General features: G+C 72.6%; 13 protein-coding genes. 1 reads left to right on the top strand and 12 read right to left on the bottom strand.

Features of this window, described 5'->3' with window-relative positions; genetic code table 11:
* Positions 1-37: 37 nt before the first annotated feature.
* The 4 genes from recX to P3T35_RS25245 all read right to left on the bottom strand — a co-directional run bounded on the left by recX (position 38) and on the right by P3T35_RS25245 (position 4,245).
* Positions 38-679: a recombination regulator RecX gene (recX, locus tag P3T35_RS25260; protein WP_348533436.1), complete on the bottom strand. Its 642-nt coding sequence runs from the start codon at positions 677-679 to the stop codon at positions 38-40.
* A 451-nt stretch (positions 680-1,130) separates the two neighbouring features.
* Positions 1,131-2,246: a recombinase RecA gene (gene recA, locus P3T35_RS25255; protein ID WP_101382406.1), complete on the bottom strand. Its 1,116-nt coding sequence runs from the start codon at positions 2,244-2,246 to the stop codon at positions 1,131-1,133.
* 233 nt (positions 2,247-2,479) lie between these two features.
* Positions 2,480-2,674, bottom strand: a complete 195-nt coding sequence (locus P3T35_RS25250) for a DUF3046 domain-containing protein (protein WP_101382405.1) — start codon at positions 2,672-2,674, stop codon at positions 2,480-2,482.
* A 44-nt stretch (positions 2,675-2,718) separates the two neighbouring features.
* A complete protein-coding gene (locus P3T35_RS25245) occupies positions 2,719-4,245 on the bottom strand; it encodes a S8 family serine peptidase (RefSeq protein WP_101382404.1) in 1,527 nt (508 codons plus the stop codon).
* 290 nt (positions 4,246-4,535) lie between these two features.
* Here P3T35_RS25245 and P3T35_RS25240 point away from each other — a divergent pair, with 290 nt between their 5' ends.
* The gene (locus tag P3T35_RS25240; RefSeq protein WP_101382403.1) at positions 4,536-9,182 is read left to right on the top strand and encodes an ATP-dependent helicase; all 4,647 of its coding nucleotides are present in this window, start codon (positions 4,536-4,538) and stop codon (positions 9,180-9,182) included.
* A gap of 343 nt (positions 9,183-9,525) precedes the next feature.
* Here P3T35_RS25240 and P3T35_RS25235 read toward each other — a convergent pair whose 3' ends face one another.
* The 8 genes from P3T35_RS25235 to P3T35_RS25200 all read right to left on the bottom strand — a co-directional run.
* Positions 9,526-9,894, bottom strand: a complete 369-nt coding sequence (locus tag P3T35_RS25235) for a helix-turn-helix transcriptional regulator (protein WP_101382402.1) — start codon at positions 9,892-9,894, stop codon at positions 9,526-9,528.
* Positions 9,895-10,089: 195 nt separating this feature from the next.
* Entirely contained in the window at positions 10,090-10,602 is a 513-nt protein-coding gene (locus tag P3T35_RS25230) for a CinA family protein (RefSeq protein WP_280707828.1), read from the bottom strand.
* Positions 10,599-11,243 carry a CDP-diacylglycerol--glycerol-3-phosphate 3-phosphatidyltransferase gene (gene pgsA, locus P3T35_RS25225; RefSeq protein WP_101382401.1) on the bottom strand — a complete coding sequence of 215 codons (645 nt, stop codon included), beginning with the start codon at positions 11,241-11,243 and terminating at the stop codon, positions 10,599-10,601. Before pgsA ends, P3T35_RS25230 begins: the two co-directional genes overlap by 4 nt.
* The gene (gene rimO, locus P3T35_RS25220) at positions 11,240-12,700 is read right to left on the bottom strand and encodes a 30S ribosomal protein S12 methylthiotransferase RimO (RefSeq protein WP_101382400.1); all 1,461 of its coding nucleotides are present in this window, start codon (positions 12,698-12,700) and stop codon (positions 11,240-11,242) included. The genes pgsA and rimO overlap by 4 nt, the downstream gene beginning before the upstream one ends.
* A gap of 69 nt (positions 12,701-12,769) precedes the next feature.
* Positions 12,770-13,624, bottom strand: coding sequence for a helix-turn-helix domain-containing protein (locus P3T35_RS25215; RefSeq protein WP_280707825.1), 855 nt, complete (start codon positions 13,622-13,624; stop codon positions 12,770-12,772).
* Between the two features lie 138 nt (positions 13,625-13,762).
* Entirely contained in the window at positions 13,763-16,486 is a 2,724-nt protein-coding gene (locus P3T35_RS25210; RefSeq protein WP_101382398.1) for a DNA translocase FtsK, read from the bottom strand.
* A 161-nt stretch (positions 16,487-16,647) separates the two neighbouring features.
* Entirely contained in the window at positions 16,648-17,307 is a 660-nt protein-coding gene (locus P3T35_RS25205) for a response regulator (RefSeq protein WP_101382397.1), read from the bottom strand.
* A 260-nt stretch (positions 17,308-17,567) separates the two neighbouring features.
* Positions 17,568-21,275 (bottom strand): HAMP domain-containing protein (locus tag P3T35_RS25200; protein WP_280707822.1); only part of this gene is annotated, 3,708 nt, incomplete at its 5' end.

Genomic DNA, 21,275 nt, shown 5'->3' with positions numbered 1-21,275 from the left:
ACCAGCACGGGCCGACGGCACACCACACCCGCCACCGCTAACCCAGCGACCAGTCCTCCAGCTCCTCGGCGCTCTCGCCCTCGGCCTCCAGTGCCTCGCGCACCACCCGGAAGGCCAAACCCTCCGGGTAGCCCCGGCGGGCCAGCATGCCGACCAGGCGGCGGATCCTGATCTGCCGCTCCAGGCCGGTGGTGGTGCGCAGCTTGCGGTCCACCAGGGCCCGGGCGGCGGCCGCCTCGTCGTCCACGTCGAGCTGGGCCACGGCCTCCTCGACCACCGGGCTCGCCACGCCCCGGGTGCGCAGCTCGCGGGCCAGCGCGCGGCGGGCCAGCCCTCGGCCCGCGTGCCGGGACTCGACCCAGGCCGCGGCGAAGGCGGCGTCGTCGATCAGGCCGACCTCCTCGAAGCGGGAGAGCACCTCCTCCGCCACCTCGTCCGGGATCTCCCGCTTGCGCAGCGCGTCGGCCAACTGCTTGCGGGTGCGGGCGGTGCCGGTGAGCAGGCGCAGGCAGATGTCCCGCGCCCGGGTGGCGGGGTCGGTCTCCGGCTGCGGGGCCTGAGCGGCCCGCTGGGCACCGTCGGCGGGCTCGGCGCGCCGCGAGCGGCCGCGCCGGGGCCGGGCCGAGGCCGCCGCCAACTCGGCCTCGGCTTCGGCCACCCAGTCCCCGGCCGGCGCCACGGGCGGCTCCTCCCGGACCGCTCGCGGCACCCCGGCCCCCGACCCACGCCCCCCAGCCCGGCGCCCCCGCACCGGACCCTCCGCAGCCCACTCCCCAATCGGCCGCGCCACACCACCAGCACCACCACCCGCCGACTCCCCCACCACCGACGGCGCAGCACCCCCCGACCGCGCACCCCCAGCCCGGCGCCCCCGCGCCGAACCCTCCGCAGCCCACTCCCCAATCGGCCGCGCCACACCACCAGCACCACCACCCGCCAGCTCCCCCGCCCCCGCACGCGGTGCGCGCGAGTCGGCCTGGCTGGTCGGCTCGGCCGGTCGGGCCGGTGCGTCGACCACCCAGTCCGGGCGCTCCCCCTCGTGCTCGCCCTTGGTCTCGACGTCCCAGTCCGACCAGTCCGGGCGTTCCCCCTCGCCCGGACTCCGCTTGCTCCGCATCGCTATTGCCCGATCAGGCCTTGGCCGCCGCCGCCTTCTTGGCGGTGCTCTTGGTCGCCGTGGCAGTGATCGGCTTGACCGCGCCGTCGGCCGCCTCGGCAGCCGGCTCCGCACCCTCCGCCGGCGCGTCCGGGTCGACGCCGATGCCCAGCTTGCCCTTGATCTTCTGCTCGATCTCCGTGGCCAGCTCCGGGTTGTCCCGCAGGAAGTTGCGGGCGTTCTCCTTACCCTGGCCCAGCTGGTCGCCCTCGTAGGTGTACCAGGCACCGGCCTTGCGGATGAAGCCGTGCTCGACACCCATGTCGATCAGGCCGCCCTCCCAGCTGATGCCGTGGCCGTAGAGGATGTCGAACTCGGCCTGCTTGAACGGCGCGGCCACCTTGTTCTTGACCACCTTGACCCGGGTGCGGTTGCCGACCGCCTCGGTGCCGTCCTTCAGGGTCTCGATCCGGCGGATGTCCAGCCGGACCGAGGCGTAGAACTTCAGCGCCCGGCCACCGGTGGTGGTCTCCGGGGAGCCGAACATCACGCCGATCTTCTCGCGCAGCTGGTTGATGAAGATCGCGGTGGTGTTCGACTGGTTCAGCGCACCGGCGATCTTGCGCAGCGCCTGGCTCATCAGCCGGGCCTGCAGACCCACGTGCGAGTCGCCCATCTCGCCCTCGATCTCGGCGCGCGGCACCAGCGCGGCCACCGAGTCGATGATGATCAGGTCGATCGCGCCGGAGCGGATCAGCATGTCGGTGATCTCCAGCGCCTGCTCACCGGTGTCCGGCTGGGAGACCAGCAGCGCGTCGGTGTCGACCCCGAGCTTGCGGGCGTACTCCGGGTCCAGGGCGTGCTCGGCGTCGACGAAGGCGACCGTGCCGCCGAGCTTCTGCGCGTTGGCCGCGGCATGCAGGGTGAGGGTCGTCTTACCGGAGGACTCCGGCCCGTAGATCTCGATCACCCGGCCCCGGGGCAGGCCGCCGACGCCCAGCGCGACGTCCAGCGCCGTCGATCCGGTCGGGATCACGTCGATCGGGGTCCGGGCCTGGTCGCCCAGGCGCATCACCGAGCCCTTGCCGAACTGCCGCTCGATCTGGGCGAGCGCGGTCTCAAGGGCCTTCTCGCGATCGGTACCTGCCATGGCTTCCACCCTCGGGTTTTGTGCTGTGCGCTTCATCGTCCTCGACGCTAGCGCGTCCCACCGACAATCGGCCCCGAACGGGCTCGGCCTGTGGATAACTCGTCGAGAAACCAGTATAGGGAACAACAGTTCGAATCACTGTTCGCACCGCTCCCCACCGGGAAACAGCGGGAACCACGGGGAACAACGAGAAAACAACGGGGAGCAGCGGGGAACGACCGGCTCCGAGCGCCTCAGCGCAGCCGCGACGATACGCCCATCACATCGCACACCACCCGCCAGACGTCCTTGGCCTCCCAGCCGGCGTCCAGCGCCTGTTGAACCGTCCGGCCGCCGAGCTCACTCATCACGTGGTCCCGGGCGAACGACTCCGCGTACGCCGGGCCGAAGTGCTCGTTCATCCGTCGCCAGAACTCGGTCAGCCTCATGGGGTCAGTATCGCGGAGCCGCCCCGCGCCCAGCGTCCGCGCCGTCAGTGCGGCACCGACAGCACCCCCGCGCCGTAGCCGCCGGAGTCCCCGCACAGGCCCGGCCCGACCGGACAGTTGGCCGCGGCCAGGCCGACCAGCACGTCCCGCAGCCGGTCCGGCCCCCACCCCGGGTGCAGCGCGGCGGCGACCGCGACCGCGCCGGTCACCTGGGCCGCACTCATCGAGGTACCCGCCAGCGCCGCGTACCGGCCCTGCGGCCAGTCCGAGACGATCGCCTCGCCCGGCCCGCCGTCCGGGTCGCCGCCGGGCGCGGCCAGGGTGATCCGGCCCTTGCCGTAGTTGGAGTAGGTCGCGACCGTCCCGCCGCGGGTGACCGCGCTGACCGACACCACCCCGGGCAGCTCGCCGGGCAGCCGGATGCACTCGGGGCCGAGCCGGCGGTCCTGGGCCGGGCCGGCCGCCCGGTCGTTGGGGCTGCGCTGGTCGGTCCGCGGCCCGGTCAGGTCCTGGGTGTCATTGCCCGCCGAGGTGACCACCACGGCGGTGCGCCGGGCGTAGGCCACCGCGCGGCCGACTGCCTGGATCATCGCGGCCTGGTCCGGGTCCTGCGGGCAGTTGTACTTCCACGGGTCGGCGAAGTAGCTGTTGTTGATCCCCACCGCGCCGTGGTCGGCCGCCCAGAGCAGCCCGCAGACGATGTTCTCCGGGTAGTACTGCCCGAGCGGCCCGAGCAGCCGCACCGCCGCGATCCGCACCCCCGGTGCCACCCCGACGATCCCGTGCCCGTCCTGGGCCGCGCCGATCAGCCCGGCCACGTGGGTGCCGTGTCCGCTCTCGGCGACCGAGCCGTCCGGGCGCCAGGCGCCGTACCGGGCATCGGGACGGCCGTCGGCGCAGGAGGCCGAGTCGAGGGGGCTGACCGCGTCCCGCAGATCCGGGTGGGTGTCGTCGACACCGGAGTCGAGCACGGCGACCAGCACCTGGTGCAGCGCCGCGGCCCGCCGCTCGCCCGCCGCGGCCGCCGGACCGGCCCTGGTCACGGTGAACGGGCCGGGCCCCTGGGCGGCCGGGTCGTCGCCGATCATCGCCAGGTGCCAACCCCCGTGCTCGCCCGGATCCGGCACCGTCGGGGTGGTGTCGCCCTCGAGGCGCTCGCCCGACGGCGGCCGCCCGGTCGCCGTCGGGCGGCGGAAGTCGCCCGCGCCGGCCAGCGCACCGGGCGGTCCGGGCACCGGCTCGGTGCGGGTGGCACCGGCCGCGCTGATCCCGGGACGGCGGCGCAGCCGGGCCGCGAAGCCGCCGTCGGCGGAGTAGGCGAGCACCGCGCCGATCTGCGGGTAGTCCTGCACCGGTTGCCCGCCCAGGGCCCGGACGGCGGCGTCCGCCGCGGCGCTGCCCTGGGCGTCGGGACGGTCGGCCAGCACCAGATAGCTGACGTAGGAGCGCTGGTCACCGGCCATGTAGGGGAGCGCGCCGCCGAGCAGCAGCACCGCCGCGAGCATCACCGGGGCACTGCGCAGCACCAGGGAGCGGCGCCGGCCGCGGCTGACCAACCGCACCTCGGCCATCGCTCTCCTCCGCTCCTTGAGGCCCCCGAAGCCCTTGCGGCCCCTCGAAGGTCCTCGAAGGTCCTCGAACATCCTCGAAGGACCTCGAAGGACCTCGAAGGACCTCGAAGGCCTCTGAGCCCCTTGAAAACCCGTGAAGACCCTTTGAAGGCTCGTCGTGAAGGCTCGTCGCCCGGAGCATCACCATATGAGCGATTCATCCGATATGCCCTTGCCTGGACCGCCATCCGGTGCACACCCGGCGACCGCCCTCCCCCGGACTGTCAGTGGTACCCGGCACCATGGAGGACATGGCGGACCAGCAACTCCCCCCCGACCCGCTGGCCGGTTTCGCACCGGCCACCCGGGCCTGGTTCGAGGCCGCCTTCGACCGGCCCACCGCCGCCCAGGCCGGTGCCTGGGCCGCGATCCGCCGGGAGGCCGAAGTCCTGGTGGTCGCCCCCACCGGCTCCGGCAAGACCCTCGCGGCCTTCCTCGCCGCCCTCGACCGGCTGAGCAGCACCCCGCCGCCGGCCGATCCGCGCCGCCGCCTCCGGGTGCTCTACGTCTCCCCGCTGAAGGCCCTCGCGGTGGACGTCGAGCGCAATCTGCGGGCCCCGCTGACCGGCCTGCGCCAGGCGGCGGTCCGGCTCGGCCTGCCGGAGCCGGAGGTGCAGGTCGGCATCCGTTCGGGTGATACGCCGGCCGCCGACCGCCGCCGCTTCCAGAGCCATCCGCCGGACATCCTGATCACCACGCCCGAGTCGCTCTTCCTACTGCTCACCTCGGCCTCCCGGGAGGCGCTGCGCGGCATCGACACGGTGATCCTCGACGAGGTGCACGCGGTGGCCGGCACCAAGCGCGGCGCCCACCTGGCCCTCAGCCTGGAGCGGTTGGACCAGCTGCTGGAGCGCCCGGCCCGGCGGATCGGCCTGTCCGCCACGGTCCGGCCGGTGGACGAGGTGGCGAGGTTCCTCTCCCCGCAGCGCGGTGCGGTCGTCGTCCAGCCGCCCGCGGCCAAGGAGTTCGACCTGTCGGTGGTGGTCCCGGTCGCCGACCTGGGCGAGCTCTCCCCGGCCCCGGCCGCCGACGATCCTGCCCAGGCCGCCAGCATCTGGCCGCATGTCGAGGAGCGGATCGTCGACCTGGTCCAGGCCCACCGCTCCACCATCGTCTTCGCCAACTCCCGCCGGCTGGCCGAGCGGCTCTGCAACCGGCTGAACGAGATCGCCCACGAGCGCATCACCGGGTCGGCGTTGGCCGAGCAGCACGGCCCCGCCGAGCTGATGGGCGGCTCGGGCGCGGCCAAGGGCGCCGCACCGGTGCTGGCCCGGGCCCACCACGGCTCGGTCTCCAAGGAGCAGCGGTCGCTGGTGGAGGAGGAGTTGAAGGCCGGTCGGCTGCCCGCCGTGGTCGCCACCTCCAGCCTGGAGCTGGGCATCGACATGGGCGCGGTCGACCTGGTGGTGCAGGTGGAGTCGCCGCCCTCGGTGGCCTCCGGGCTGCAGCGGGTCGGCCGGGCCGGGCACCAGGTGGGCGCGGTCTCCACCGGGGTGGTCTTCCCCAAGTACCGGGGCGACCTGGTGCAGTCCGCGGTGGTGACCGAGCGGATGCGGGCCGGGCGGATCGAGGCGCTGCGGATCCCGCGCAACCCGCTGGACGTGCTGGCGCAGCAGCTGGTCGCGATCACCGCGTTGGACACGTGGGACGTGGACGAGCTGCTCGCGCTGGTCCGCCGGGCCGCCCCGTTCGCCAGCCTGCCGCAGTCCGCCTTCGACTCGGTGCTGGACATGCTGGCCGGCCGCTACCCCTCGGACGCCTTCGCCGAGCTGCGCCCCCGCCTGGTCTGGGACCGGGTGGCCGGCACGGTCACGGGCCGGCCCGGCGCCCAGCGCCTGGCCGTCACCTCCGGCGGCACCATTCCGGATCGAGGCCTGTTCGGTGTCTTCATCGCGGGTTCGGACCCGAAGAAGGGCGGCGGCCGGGTCGGGGAGCTGGACGAGGAGATGGTTTACGAGTCCCGGGTGGGCGATGTCTTCACCCTGGGCACCAGCTCCTGGCGGATCCAGGAGATCACCCATGACAAGGTGCTGGTCACCCCGGCCCCGGGCGTGCCCGGCCGGCTGCCGTTCTGGAAGGGCGACTCGCTGGGTCGCCCACTCGAACTCGGCCGGGCGCTGGGCGCGTTCGTCCGCGAGCTGGGCGGCCTGCCCGAGCCCGAGGCGAAGCAGCGGCTGCTGAGCGCGGGGCTGGACGACTGGGCGGCCGGCAACCTGCTCGGGTACCTGGCCGAGCAGCGGCAGGCGGCCGGCCATCTGCCGGACGACCGCACCATCGTGGTCGAGCGGTTCCGGGACGAGCTGGGCGACTGGCGGATCGTCGTCCACTCCCCGTTCGGCGCCCAGGTGCACGCCCCGTGGGCGCTGGCCCTGGGAGCCCGGCTGCGCGAGCGGCACGGGCTCGACCCGCAGGTGATGCACGGTGACGACGGCATCGTGCTGCGGCTCCCGGACGTCGATCTGCTGGCCCCCAACTTCGACTTCGGCAGCCCGAGTCCGGACGCACCGGGGGCGGTCGACGAGGCGCCGGTCGGGGCCGACGCGGTGCTCTTCGACCCGGGCGAGGTCGAGCAGCTGGTGACGGACCAGGTGGGCGGCTCCGCGCTGTTCGCCTCCCGGTTCCGCGAATGCGCCGGCCGCGCCCTGCTGCTGCCCCGCCGCAGCCCCGGCAAGCGCACCCCGCTCTGGCAGCAGCGCCAGCGGGCCGCCCAACTCCTTGAGGTGGCCGGTGAGTTCGGCTCGTTTCCGATCGTGCTCGAGGCCGTCCGGGAGTGCCTGCAGGATGTCTTCGACCTGCCGGGCCTGGTCGAGCTGATGCGCGACCTGGAGTCCCGCGCCGTGCGGCTGGTCGAGGTCACCACCGCCGAGCCCTCGCCGTTCGCCCGCTCACTGCTCTTCGGCTATGTCGCCCAGTACCTCTACGAGGGCGACTCGCCGCTGGCCGAGCGCCGGGCCGCCGCCCTCGCCCTGGACTCCCGGCTGCTGGCCGAACTGCTCGGCCAGGCCGAGCTGCGCGAGCTGATCGACCCGGCGGTCCTGGCCGAGCTGGAGGCCGAGCTGCAGCGCCTCACCCCGGAGCGCCGGATCAAGGACGTCGAGGGGGTGGCCGACGCCCTGCGGCTGCTCGGCCCGCTCAGCACCGAGGAGTTGCTGGCCCGGGGCGCCGAGGCCGCCTGGCCGGCCGAGCTGCGGGCGGCCCGCCGGGCCATTCTGGTCAAGATCGCCGGCGAGCAGCGCTGGGCCGCGATCGAGGACGCCGGGCGGCTCAGCGACGCACTCGGCACCCCGCTGCCGGTCGGCATCCCCGAGGCCTTCACCGAGCCGGTCAAGGATCCGCTCGGCGACCTGCTGGCCCGGTTCGCCCGGACCAACGGGCCGTTCACCGCCCCGCAGGCGGCCGCCCGGTTCGGCCTGGGCAACGCCGTGGTCGCCGGCACGCTGCAGCGGCTGACCGCCGCCGGGCGGCTGGTGCAGGGCGAGTTCCGCCCGGTGGAGGCCGGCGGCACCGGCGAGCCCGAGTGGTGCGACGCCGAGGTGCTGCGCCGGCTGCGGCGCCGCTCGCTGGCCGCACTGCGCCAGGAGGTGGAGGCGGTGCCGCCGCGGGCCCTGGCCGCCTTCCTGCCGCAGTGGCAGCACCTGAGCGGCCATCAGCTGCGCGGCGAGGACGGCTTGTACCGGGTGGTCGAGCAGTTGCAGGGCGCGGTGCTGCCGGCCTCCGCGCTGGAGCGCCTGATCCTGCCCGCCCGGCTGGCCGACTACCAGCCCGGTCTGCTCGACAAGCTGATGCTGGCGGGCGAGATCGGCTGGACCGGGGCCGGCGCGCTGCCCGGCAAGGACGGCTGGATCAGCCTGCACCTGGCCGAGACCGCCGACCTGGTGCGCCCCGAGCCGCACCCGTTCACCCGCACCCCGCTGCACGAGGCACTGCTCTCCGCCCTGGCCAGCGGCTACGGTCTGCACTTCAAGCAGCTCGGCGCCCAGCTGCCGGACACCCCCGAGCCGGAGATCGTCGCCGCGCTGTGGGACTTGGTCTGGGCCGGCCTGGTCACCAACGACTCCCTGGCCCCGGTGCGGGCCCTGCTCGGCTCCGGCCGCACCCCCGGCTCGACCGCGCACCGGGCACCGCGCTCGGTGCCGCGCGGCCGATACGGGGGCCTGGCCCGGGTATCGGCCCGGCTCCCGAGCGACCCCACCACGGGCGGCCGCTGGTCGCTGCTGCCCGAGCCGGCCGAGCCGACCGGCCGGGCCGCCGCCCAGGCGCAGGTGCTGCTGGACCGCCATGGGGTGCTGACCCGGGGTGCGGTGCAGGCAGAGCGGATCCCCGGCGGCTTCGCCGGCGTCTACCAGGTGCTCTCCGCCTTCGAGGAGCGCGGCCGGGCCCGCCGCGGCTATCTGGTCGAGGGGCTGGGCGGCGCCCAGTTCGCGATGGACGGCGCCGCCGACCGGCTCCGCTCGGTCAACGGACGCCTGGAGCGGGCGGCCGCCACCGAGTGGCCCGAGCGCGCCCCCAGCCCGGCCGACCAGCCGGCCGCCCAGCTGCTGGCGGCGGCCGACCCGGCCAACGCCTACGGTGCCGCACTGCCCTGGCCCGAGCCGCCGGGCGAGCAGGCCACCGCGCACCGCCCCGGCCGCAAGGCGGGCGCCCTGGTGGTGCTGGTCGACGGCGAGCTGGTGCTGTATCTGGAGCGCGGCGGCAAGTCGCTGCTCTGCTGGACGCAGGACGCGCAGGTGCTGGCGGCGGCCGTGGGCGCGCTGGTGGACGGGGTGCGGCGGGGTCTGCTCAGCGGGCTCACGGTGGAGCGGACCAATGGCGAGCCCGCGCTGGGCTCAGCGCTCGGTGCCGTCCTGGAGGAGGCCGGCTTCCACGCCACTCCGCGAGGGCTGCGGCTGCGCGGCTGAGCGCCGGGCCGGCCCTCGAGCCCCGCTATCGGAGTGCACGGGGAGCACCCCGAGGCCCCAGCCGCCGAGCGTGAGCAGGGCGAAGAACGCACCGGAGTCGGGCGACGGTCCGGCGGATATCAGATGCACGACGAGCATTGCGCAGAGCGCCGCGCCGAGCAGCCCGACCACCCGAAACGCCCGGCCATGCCCAGGTGCCGACCGGCGACGGCTGCGCGGGCCTATTCGGCCCGCGCCCTCGGTGCCTCGGTGCACGCGCGGCTCCTTCTCCCGGCCCCCTGGATTCGTCAAGCAGAGCCTCATCAGACTGAAGCTCGTCAAGCGCTCAGGTCAGCAGCGCGAGTCAGGCAGCGACGACGTCCACAGCCGCGGCCTTCGGAGTGATCGTGCTCATCCGCTCACCCGGAGCGGGGAGCTGCACGGGCTCCAGCACCGGACGGAGCAGGTCGTCCTCGGAGAGGGCGGCCATCGCGGCAAGCTCGGCCAGCGACAGTTCGTCGCTCACCTCGCGCATGACCTCGGACATCCGGACGTCGAGTGCATCGCAGATCGCGGAGAGCAGCTCGGAGGAGGCCTCCTTCTGCCCGCGCTCGACCTCGGAGAGGTATCCGAGCGAAACTCGTGCGGCGGCCGACACCTCGCGAAGTGTGCGGCCCTGGCGCTGGCGCTGCCGACGCAGCACGTCACCCAAGAGGCGACGGAGCAGGATCATCGGTTGCTCCCTCCTCGGACTGCGGATCGAGATGTCACGTCCCCACCGTACCGCCTTGCCCGCTTCCCGTGCGGGGACCGTGGTCGTGTTCACTCTGGGCTGCAAGCCTCTCCCCTCCCCTGTTGTTCCCACCCCGGACGGACGCACGCCCCTGGTTCCGAGAGGTTTCCCGGATTCGGCCTGTTCAGCCGTTGTTCAACTGACGCTTGCGGTGCCGCGGGTGTTCCCGACGGCCACCGCCTGCGCCAGAAAGAGCTCCAGAGCGCCGGCCACGGCCTTTCGTCGGATTGTGGCACGGTCTCCCGACAGCCGGGGCGATCTCACCAGAGTTCCCCCCGGACCGGCGAAACCCAGATGGACTGTGCCGACTGGCTGACCATTCTGTGCTTCCGGACCCGCCACTCCGGTGGTCGCGAGGCCGTAGGTGGCACCGAGCAGCCGCCGCACTCCTTCGGCCATCTGCCGGGCCACCACCGGGTGCACCGGACCGTACACCGCGAGCAGTCCCTCGTCCACGCCCAGCAACTCGGCCTTCAGCTCGGTGGCGTAGGCGGTGACCGAGCCCCGGAAGGTCGCCGAGGCGCCGGGCACGTCCACCAGCTGCGCCGCCAGCAGCCCACCGGTGAGCGACTCGGCCACCGCCAGGGTGGCGCCGAGCCCGCGCAGCTCGTGGTGGACTTGCTGGGCCAGCGGCAGGTACTCGGTCACTTCGCCTTCGCCTCCTCGGCCCGGGCCAGGCCCTCGCGGCGCAGCCGCACGGCCTGGCGCACATAGTCGGCCCCACTGACCACCGTGAGCACCACGGCCAGCCCGATCAGCACCGCCCGACCGGTGGCCAGCCAGCCGGTCAGCGGCAGCACGTACATGCCGACCGCGACGCCTTGGGTGAGCGTCTTCAGCTTGCCGCCCCGGCTGGCCGGGATCACGCTGTACCGGATCACCCAGAAGCGCATCAGGGTGATGCCCAGCTCCCTGGCCAGGATCACTGCGGTGATCCACCACGGCAAGTCGCCCAGCACGGAGAGCCCGATCAGCGCGGCGCCCATGATCGCCTTGTCAGCGATCGGGTCGGCGATCTTGCCGAAGTCAGTGACCAGGCCCTGCCGGCGGGCGATCTCCCCGTCGAACAGGTCGGTGATCATGGCGATCGCGAACGCCGCCCAGGCCACCGCCCGCCACTTGGGGTTGTGCCCGCCGTCGGCGAGCAGCAGCACCACGAAGACCGGCACCAGCGCCAGGCGCAGCATGGTCAGCTGGTTGGCGAGGTTCCACACCGAGGGCACCGCCGGCTTGGCGGCCCCCGGCTGGGCCGGGCGGGCCGCTGCCGGGCTGCCCGGCCCGCCGGTCATGCCGCGGCCGCCGGACGGACGGACTCGATCGCCTCGGCCACCAGGTCCACACCCTCGGACCCGATCACCCGGGCGCGGTAGAACTGGCCCACGACGGCCTGCTCGGCGCCGACCAGGGTGGTCAGGCCGTCGGTCTCCGGGGCCTGGTGGGCGGCGCGGCCGATGACCTCGCCGTCTTCGAGGGACTCGACCAGAACCTCGACCTCGGTGCCGATCCGCTGCTCGGCGCGCTGCGCGGTGAGCTCCTCGGCCAGCCGGGTGAGCCGGGCGAGCCGGTCGGCCACCACGTCCTCGGGCAGCTTGCCTTCGAAGGTCGCGGCCTCGGTGCCGTCCTCGTCGGAGTAGCCGAAGACGCCGATCGCGTCCAGCCCGGCCCCGGTGATGAACCGTTCCAGCTCCGCGAAGTCCTCCTCGGTCTCACCGGGGAAGCCGACGATGAAGTTGGACCTGGCGCCCGCCTGCGGGGCCTTGTCCCGGATGGTCTTCAGCAGCTCCAGGAACTGGTCGGTGTTGCCGAACCGGCGCATCCGGCGCAGCACCGCCGGGGCCGAGTGCTGGAAGGAGAGGTCGAAGTAGGGCACCACGTCGGCGGTGCCGGTCATCGCGTCGATCAGACCGGGACGCATCTCGGCGGGCTGCAGGTAGCTGACCCGGACCCGCTCGATGCCGGGCACCGCCGCGATCTCGGTCAGCAGCGTCTCCAGGAGCCGGATGTCGCCCAGGTCCTTGCCGTAGGAGGTGTTGTTCTCGCTGACCAGGACCACCTCGCGGACGCCCTGCTCGGCCAGCCAGACCGCCTCGTTCAGCACGTCGGAGGGGCGGCGGGAGATGAACGAGCCGCGGAAGGCCGGGATCGCGCAGAACGAGCAGCGCCGGTCGCAGCCGGAGGCGAGCTTGATCGAGGCCACCGGGGAGTCGTCCAGCCGCTTGCGCAGGGTGCGCGGGCCGGAGGCCGGGGCCATGCCCTCGGGCAGGTCCTCCGGGGCGCCGTGTCCGGGCAGCGCGATCTCGGCCGCGGCGGCCTGGCGCTCGACCGGGGTCAACGGCAGCAGCTTGCGGCGGTCGCGCGGCAGGTGCGTCGCGTGGTGCCCGCCGGACAGGATGGTCTGCAGGCGGTCGCTGATGTTGGTGTAGTCGTCGAAGCCGAGCACGCCGTCGGCCTCGGGCAGGGCGTCGGCCAGCTCCTTGCCGTAGCGCTCGGCCATGCAGCCGACCGCGACCACGGCCTGGGTGCGGCCGTGCCCCTTGAGATCGTTGGCCTCCAGCAGGGCATCCACCGAGTCCTTCTTGGCGGCCTCGACGAAGCCACAGGTGTTGACGACGGCGACATCGGCGTCACTCGCGTCGTCGACCAGCAGCCAGCCATCGGCCTCCAGCCGCCCGGCGAGTTCCTCGGAGTCGACCTCGTTGCGGGCGCATCCGAGCGTGACCAGTGCGACAGTACGGCGTTCAGGCATAGGGCCAAGATTAACGCGCGGCCCCCGGTGCCGTTTCCCCCGGAGGCCGCGCGGCGAACGATGGCCGACTCAACCGGCCTGCGGATCACCGGGCGTGTAGGTGAGGTGGACCACCTGGCCGTCCTTCCCGGCGGGCCCGAGATCCTTGCCGTTGACGTACAGATGGACGGCCGCCGCGTTGCCGATCACCAGCTTGATCTGCTTCGGATCGGTGAAGGTCTGGTCCTTGCCGTCGTCCAGATTGTTCTGGAACAGCGACTTGCCGTCGCCGTCCACCGCCGACACCCAGCTGCTGCCGCCCTCGCCGACCACCTTGACGGTGACCTTGTCGGCCGGGGCGGCGGCGATCGGCGCGGTGCTCGCGGGCGCGGGCGGCTGGACGGGCGCGGTCGGCGCGGCGGGGGCCGAGCTGACCGCGCTGGGCAGCGGGGCACTGGCCGAGCCGGTCGCGGTCTTGGCGGACTTGCCGTTGATCAGGTTGAAGCCGATCAGCACGATCACCGCGACGATCGCCACCACCATCGCGGCGGTCCAGTTCGGCCGACCCTGGCCGATCTTTATCCGCTTGGCCTCCAGCGCCGCCACCGGAGCGAGCTGCACCGGCTCGGTGCCGTGGATCGCGTCGTACCGGGCCACCAGCTCGTCGCCGTCGGCGCCGACCGCGCGGGCCAGGGCGCGGAGGTGCCCGCGCGCGTAGAAGTCGCCGCCGCAGCGGCTGAAGTCGTCCTCCTCGATGGCGTGCACGATCGGCACCCGCACCCGGGTGGCGGCGCTCACCTCATCGACCGTCAGCCCGGCCGCCCGCCGTGCCTCGGCGAGCGTGCGCCCGATCGAGGGGGCGTCGGCCGGGACACCGGGGGCGGGCGCGGTGTCAGCGGTGGAGGATCGGCTGTTGTCGCGGTGGGAGGACTTGCCGATGGTCACTGGGCACGCCTTTCGAGCGGAGGCCACCTGCTGGAAGAACAGTCTAGGGGTGCTGGCGAATCGTTTCTCAACCGGAGTTCGACCGAACGCGCACCCCGGGGCCACCGGGGCGCACGGTACTGACGGCCCATCAGAGCCCTACCCGCGCAGGGTGGCCAGTACCCCGTCCAGCTCATCCGGCTTGACCAGCACGTCACGGGCCTTGGACCCCTCGCTGGGCCCCACGATGCCGCGCGACTCCATCAGGTCCATCAGCCGCCCCGCCTTGGCGAACCCGACCCGCAGCTTGCGCTGCAGCATCGAGGTCGAGCCGAACTGGGTGGAGACCACCAGCTCGGCAGCCTGGATCAGCAGGTCCAGGTCGTCCCCGATCTCCTCGTCGATCTCCTTCTTCGGTCCGCCGCCCACCGTCACGTCGTCCCGGTAGACGGCGGTCAGCTGGTCCTTGCAGTGCTGCACCACGGCGGCGATCTCGGCCTCTGTGACGAAGGCGCCCTGCATCCGGACCGGCTTGGAGGCGCCCATCGGCAGGAAGAGCGCATCGCCCTTGCCGACCAGCTTCTCGGCGCCCGGCTGGTCCAGGATGACCCGGGAGTCGGCCATCGCCGAGGTGGCGAATGCCAGCCGGGACGGCACATTGGCCTTGATCAGGCCGGTCACCACGTCCACCGACGGCCGCTGGGTGGCGAGCACCAGGTGGATGCCGGCCGCGCGGGCCAACTGGGTGATCCGGACCACCGAGTCCTCGACGTCGCGCGGGGCGACCATCATCAGGTCGGCCAGCTCGTCGACGATCACCAGCAGGTACGGGTAGGGCGTCAGCTCCCGCTCGCTGCCCAGCGGCGGGGTCACGGTGCCGGCCCGCACCGCCGCGTTGAAGTCGTCCACGTGCCGGAAGCCGAAGGCCGCCAGGTCGTCGTAGCGCAGGTCCATCTCGCGGACCACCCACTGCAGCGCCTCGGCCGCCTTCTTCGGGTTGGTGATGATCGGCGTGATCAGGTGCGGAATGCCCTCGTAGGCGGTCAACTCGACCCGCTTCGGGTCGACCAGGACCATCCGCACCTCGTCCGGGGTGGCCCGCATCAGCACCGAGGTGATCAGGCAGTTGATGCAGCTCGACTTGCCCGCGCCGGTGGCGCCGGCCACCAGGATGTGCGGCATCTTGGCCAGGTTGGCGAGCACCGTGTGGCCCTCGACGTCCTTGCCCATGCCGACCACCATCGGATGGGTGTCCTCGGCGGCGCTGCGCGAGCGCAGTATGTCGCCGAGGTTGACCATCTCCCGGTCCCGGTTGGGGATCTCGATGCCCACCGCGGATCTGCCCGGGATCGGGCTGATGATCCGCACGTCCGGGCTGGCCACCGCGTAGGCGATGTTCTTGGCCAGCGCGGTGATCCGCTCGACCTTCACGGCCGGGCCGAGCTCCACCTCGTAGCGGGTGACCGTCGGGCCGCGGCTGAAGCCGGTGACCTTGGCGTCCACCTTGAACTCGGCGAAGGTGGCGGTCAGCTGGGCGACCACCTCGTCATTGAGGGCGCTGCGGGCCTTGGCCGGGCCGCCGCGCTCCAGCAGCTCCAGCGAAGGCAGCGCGTAGTCGCCGCCGGACAGCAACTGCAGCTGCTCCATCCGCTGCGGGGCAGCGGCGTGCTCGGCCGGCACGCCGCCGGCCGGGGCCGCGGCGCGGGCCGTCGGCACCGCCGACTCCTCCGGGGGCGCGGTGCGGTCCTGCACCTGGTGCATGATGCTGGCCACCGCCGGTGAGGCGGGCACCCCGTGCAGCAGTGCGCCGTCCAGGTCGGCGGCCACCCCGGCGGCCAGGTCGCGGGTCTGGAACGGGTCCTTGACGAACATGTCGGGCACCGCCGGGGCGAGCTCGGGCTCGTCCACCTGCTTGCGCCGGCCGCGCTTGCGGCGCCGGGCCGCCACCTCGTCTTCGGGGGACTCGGGCCGCCCGCCGTCCACGGTGTACGGCAGTGCCTGCGGGTCCGCGTCCTCCGGCGGCTCGGTGGAGAAGTCCCGGTCGCCGGTGGCGTACTCCTGGCCGTACTCGTCGTAGTCGCCGTAGCCGTCGGCGGGCAGCGGCTCGGCCACGCCCAGGCGCACGAAGAGCAGCCGCAGCCGCTCCGGAATCTTGTTGACCGGGGTGGCGGTGACCACCAGCAGGCCGAAGAAGGTGAGCAGCAGCAGCAGCGGCACCGCCAGCGGCGGCCCGGCGGCGGCCATCAGCGGGGTGGAGACGCCCCAGCCGAGGATGCCGCCGGACTCCCGCAGCCGGGCCGCGCCGTTCTGCATGCCGGGGGCACCGCAGCCGATGTGCACCAGCCCGAGCACCCCGACCACCAGCGTGCTCAGGCCGATGACGATCCGCCCGTTGGCCTCCGGCACCTCCGGATGCCGCATCAGCCGGATCGCGATGCCCGCCATCAGCAGCGGGACCAGCACGCCGAGGCGGCCGAACAGCCCGCTCACCACGACGGTGGCCGCCGTGCCGAGCCAGCCCTGCGGGCTGAACCAGGTGCCGGCGCCGACCACCATGGCGAGCGCCAGCAGCAGCAGCGCCCGGCCGTCCTTGCGGTGCACCGGGTGCAGGTTCTTCGCGCCGGTGCCGAAGCCGCGGAAGACCGAACCCACCCCGCCGGCCACCCCGCCCACGGCGCGGACCACCGGGTGCCGGCGGCGCGGTGCCGGGGCCGGGGCGGGCTTGGGTGCGGCAGCCTTGCGGGCCTTCACGGGGGCCTTGGCAGCGGACTTCGCGGCAGGCTTGGCGGCGGGCTTGCGAGCGGCCGGTTTCCGCGCCGGAGCGGCCTTCTTCGCCGGACCCGAACTGGAGCTGCGTGCGTTGCCGGGCGTCCGTGTGGCCATGGACCAGAGCCTACCGGCGGCCTCCGGCCCGGGACACATGACCGACCGTCATGCCCCAGGGTGTGTCGCCTCCGCTCATCGACACACCGTCAGTCCCATCCGGTTCACTCGGTCGGCGGACCGAACGGCGGGACGTTGACGGCGCGTCGGGTGACAGCGGCTCAGTCGACGACGGTGCCGGGCCGCAGCGCGTCCAGGGCGGCCCGCAGCGCGACCAGCTTGCGCTCCAGATGGGCGGCGGTGGCGGCGGCCGCAGTCTCCGAGGAGTTGTCCAGCTGCTTGGTCAGCGTCTCGGCCTGCTCCTCCACCGAGGCCAGCCGGGCGCTGAGCTCGGCGAGCAGCGGCTCGGCGGAGTCGCCGCCGGACCCGTTGCTGCCCGCGGGGCCGTCCTCCAGTTGCAGGCGCAGCAGTGCCGCCTGCTCCTTGAGCTGGCAGTTCTTCATGTAGAGGTCGACGAAGACGGAGACCTTGGCGCGCAGCACCCACGGGTCGAACGGCTTCGAGATGTAGTCCACCGCACCGGCCGCGTAGCCGCGGAAGGTGTGGTGCGGACCGTGGTTGATCGCGGTCAGGAAGATGATCGGAATGTCCCGGGTGCGCTCGCGGCGCTTGATGTGGGCGGCCGTCTCGAAGCCGTCCATGCCGGGCATCTGGACGTCCAGCAGGATCACCGCGAAGTCGTCGGTGAGCAGCGCCTTCAGCGCCTCCTCGCCGGAAGCGGCCCGGACCAGCGTCTGGTCCAGGGCCGACAGGATCGCCTCCAGCGCGAGCAGGTTCTCCGCCCGGTCATCGACCAGGAGGATCTTCGCCTTCTGCACCACGACCCGCCCTCCTGCCGAATAGCCCGCCTGTTTCCCGCGCGCCGGCACTCGCGTGCCGCTCGCCACTGTCCCGGCCATGCTAGCCGCACCCCCTTGCCCAGCCGTATCGGATGCTCGTCACAGGCCACAGAAGGCACCTGCCGGCCCGGGAAACGCCGCTGCCGCCCCGCGCACCGTCGTCGTCCGGTTACTGTTCGCAACGATGAGTGACCCTAGCGGGTTCCCGGTCCGCCTCGCCAGTAAACGCCGGTGCCAAACCGCTAGCCGCGCGCCCCCAACCAGTGCCGCATCACACCGAGCAGGTGGTCGGTGTCCACCGGCTTGGTCACGTGGTCCGTGGCGCCCGCCTCGATGCTCTTCTCCTTGTCGCCCTTCATCGCCTTGGCGGTCAACGCGATGATCGGCAGCCCGGCGAACTGCGGCATCCGGCGGATCGCCTCGGTGGTCGCGTAGCCGTCCATCTCCGGCATCATGATGTCCATCAGCACCAGCGAGACGTTCTCGTGCTGCTCGAGCACCTCGATCCCCTCGCGGCCGTTCTCGGCGTACAGCACGGTGAGCCCGTACTGCTCCAGGACGCTGGTCAGCGCGAAGACATTGCGCACGTCGTCGTCGACGATCAGCACCTCCTCGCCGTCGAACCGGCCCTCGAACTCCGTGCTGGAGCCGGCCCGGGGCGCCGGCAGCTCCTCGAGCCGGTTCGCCGGCGCCGGCTCGACCCGCTGCGGCGGCTCGGCCGGTTCGACCGGCTGCGCGGCCGGCTCCGAGCGCTCGGCGGCCGCCCGGCGCCGCTCCGCCGCGCCGCGACGCCGCTCCAGCGCCAACTCCCGGACCTCCTGGGCCCACTGCTCCGCGGGGTTGTCCCCGACCGGCACCGGCTCACCGGTCGGGGTGACGCCGACCGAGGCCCGCAGCTGCCCGCTCGCCGACGCTCCGCGCTCCGGCGAGGCGTCCGGCACCTCCTCCAGCAGCGGCAGGTAGAGGGTGAAGGTGCTGCCCCGGCCGAGCTCGCTCTGCGCGTGGATCTCGCCACCGAGCAGCCGGGCGAGCTCGCGGCTGATCGACAGGCCCAGGCCGGTGCCGCCGTACTTGCGGCTGGTGGTGCCGTCGGCCTGCTTGAACGCCTCGAAGATCTCCCGCAGCTTGTCGTCGGGGATCCCGATCCCGGTGTCGGTCACCGAGAAGGCCACCAGCGGGGCGTCCGGGTCGTCGATCCGGCCCGACTCCAGGAGCTGCTCCCGGATGTGCTGCGGCACCGCCGGACCGGCCGGGCCGATCTCCAGGCGCACCGTGCCGGACTCGGTGAACTTCACCGCGTTGGACAGCAGGTTGCGCAGCACCTGCTGGAGCCGCTGCTCGTCGGTGTGCAGGGTGGCCGGCAGGTCGGGCGAGACGGCGACGGTGAACTCCAGGCCCTTCTCCGCGGTGAGCGGGCGGAACGCCGCCTCCACGTAGTCGGTCAGCTGCACCAGCGCGATCCGGGCCGGGCGCACGTCCATCTTCCCGGCCTCCACCTTGGACAGGTCGAGGATGTCGTTGATCAGTTGCAGCAGGTCGGAGCCGGCGCCGTGGATGGTGTCGGCGAACTCCACCTGCTTGGACGAGAGGTTGCCCTCGTTGTTGTCGGAGAGCAGCTTCGCCAGGATCAGCAGCGAGTTGAGCGGGGTGCGCAGCTCGTGCGACATGTTGGCGAGGAACTCGCTCTTGTAGCGGTTGGCCTGGGCCAGCTGCTCGGCGCGCTCCTCCAGCACCCGGCGCGCCTCCTCGATCGCGCTGTTCTTGATCTCGATGTCGCGGTTCTGCTGGGCCAGTTGCTCGGCCTTCTCCTGCAGCTCCTCGTTGGTCCGCTCCAGCTCCTCCTGGCGGGCCTCCAACTCGGCGGAGCGCATGGACAGTTCGGCGGTCAGCCGCTGGGACTCCAGCAGCAGGCCCTCGGTCTTGGTGTTGACGCTGATGGTGTTGACGGTGACCCCGATCAGGTCGGCGACCTGGGTGAGGAAGTCCATCACCACACTGGTGAACGAGCTGAAGGTGGCCAGTTCGATCACGCCGAGCAGCCGGCCCTCGAAGAGCACCGGCAGCACCACCACATGGGCGGGCTGGGACTCGCCGAGCGCGGAGGAGATCCGCAGGTAGCCGGGGGGCGCCTCGGTCAGGCTGATCGGGCGCTTCTCGATCGCGGCCTGGCCGACCAGCGACTCGCCGGGACGGAAGGTGGTCGGCATCGAGCGGCGCTGGTAGCCGTAGGAGCCGATCAGCCGCAGCACGGTGTCGGCCTCGTCGTCGTCCTCGGTGACCATCTCCGAGGAGCGGCCGGCCGGTTGGGCCAGGAAGAAGGCGCCGTGCTGGGCGGAGACCGCCGGGGTCAGCTCGCTCATGATCAGCGACGCCACCGCCTCCAAGTCCCGCCGGCCCTGCAGCAGGCCGGAGAACCGGGCGATGTTGGTCTTGTGCCAGTCCTGCTCCTGGTTGGTCCTGGTGGTCTCGCGCAGGTTGGCGATCATCTGGTTGATGTTGTCCTTGAGCTCGTCGATCTCGCCGGAGGCGTCGACGTCGATGCGCAGGGACAGGTCACCGCGGGTCACGGCGGTCGCCACCTGGGCGATCGCGCGCACCTGCCGGGTCAGGTTGTTGGCCAGTTCGTTCACCGACTCGGTGAGGTCCTGCCAGGTGCCGTCCACCCCGGGCACCCGCGCGATGCCGCCGAGCCGTCCGTCGGTGCCCACCTCGCGGGCCACCCGGGTCACCTCGTCGGCGAACGCGCTCAGCTGGTCGACCATGGTGTTGATGCTGGTCTTGAGCTCCAGGATCTCGCCCCGGGCGTCGACGTCGATCTTCTGCGAGAGGTCGCCGCGGGCCACCGCGGTGATCACCAGGGCGATGTTGCGCACCTGCCCGGTGAGGTTGTTGGCCATCTGGTTGACGTTGTCGGTGAGGTCCTTCCAGATGCCGGCCACGCCCGGCACGTCCGCCTGGCCGCCCAGGATGCCGTCGGTGCCCACCTCGCGGGCCACCCTGGTCACCTGGACGGCGAACGCGCTCAGCTGGTCGACCATCGTGTTCAGGGTGCCGGCCAGGGCGGCGACCTCGCCCTGGGCCTCGATGGTGATCTTCTTGGAGAGGTCACCGCGGGCCACCGCAGTGGCCACCTCGGCGATGTTGCGCACCTGGCTGGTCAGGTTGGACGCCATGAAGTTGACGTTGTCGGTCAGGTCCTTCCAGATGCCCGAGACCCCGCGCACCCGGGCCTGGCCGCCGAGGATGCCCTCGGTGCCCACCTCGCGGGCGACCCGGGTGACCTCGTCGGCGAAGGCGCTCAGCTGGTCGACCATGGTGTTGACGGTGGTGACCAGCTCCAGGATCTCGCCGCGCGCGTCGACGGTGATCTTCTTGGAGACGTCGCCCTTGGCCACCGCCGTGGTGACCTCGGCGATGTTGCGCACCTGACTGGTCAGGTTGGACGCCATGAAGTTGACGCTGTTGGTCAGGTCCTTCCAGGTGCCGGAGACGCCGGGCACGGTGGCCTGACCACCCAGGATGCCTTCGGTGCCGACGTCCCGCGCCACTCTGGTCACCTCGTCGGCGAACGAACCGAGTTGGTCGACCATGGTGTTGATGGTGTTCTTCAGCTCCAGGATCTCGCCCCGGGCATCCACCTGGATCTTCTGCGACAGATCACCCCGCGCCACCGCCGTGGTCACCTGAGCGATGTTGCGCACCTGATCCGTCAGATTGTTGGCCATGAAGTTCACCGAATCGGTGAGATCACGCCACACACCCGCGACACCCGGCACCTGCGCCTGACCACCCAGCCGACCCTCGGTACCCACGTCCCGGGCCACCCTGGTCACCTGCGCGGCAAACGCCGAGAGCTGGTCGACCATGGTGTTGATGGTGTTCTTCAGCTCCAGGATCTCGCCCCGGGCATCCACCTGGATCTTCTGCGACAGATCACCCCGCGCCACCGC

Source organism: Kitasatospora sp. GP30 (assembly GCF_029892145.1).
Lineage (GTDB): Bacteria > Actinomycetota > Actinomycetes > Streptomycetales > Streptomycetaceae > Kitasatospora > Kitasatospora acidiphila.
This window is presented reverse-complemented; position numbering and strand designations above follow the sequence as displayed.

Bases quoted from the DNA above. Each gene is read 5' to 3' on its own strand.
- recA (WP_101382406.1), bottom strand. From the start codon at position 2,246: ATGGCAGGTACCGATCGCGAGAAGGCCCTTGAGACCGCGCTCGCCCAG.
- P3T35_RS25250 (WP_101382405.1), bottom strand. From the start codon at position 2,674: ATGAGGCTGACCGAGTTCTGGCGACGGATGAACGAGCACTTCGGCCCG.
- P3T35_RS25245 (WP_101382404.1), bottom strand. From the start codon at position 4,245: ATGGCCGAGGTGCGGTTGGTCAGCCGCGGCCGGCGCCGCTCCCTGGTG.
- P3T35_RS25240 (WP_101382403.1), top strand. From the start codon at position 4,536: ATGGCGGACCAGCAACTCCCCCCCGACCCGCTGGCCGGTTTCGCACCG.
- P3T35_RS25235 (WP_101382402.1), bottom strand. From the start codon at position 9,894: ATGATCCTGCTCCGTCGCCTCTTGGGTGACGTGCTGCGTCGGCAGCGC.
- pgsA (WP_101382401.1), bottom strand. From the start codon at position 11,243: ATGACCGGCGGGCCGGGCAGCCCGGCAGCGGCCCGCCCGGCCCAGCCG.
- rimO (WP_101382400.1), bottom strand. From the start codon at position 12,700: ATGCCTGAACGCCGTACTGTCGCACTGGTCACGCTCGGATGCGCCCGC.
- P3T35_RS25210 (WP_101382398.1), bottom strand. From the start codon at position 16,486: ATGGCCACACGGACGCCCGGCAACGCACGCAGCTCCAGTTCGGGTCCG.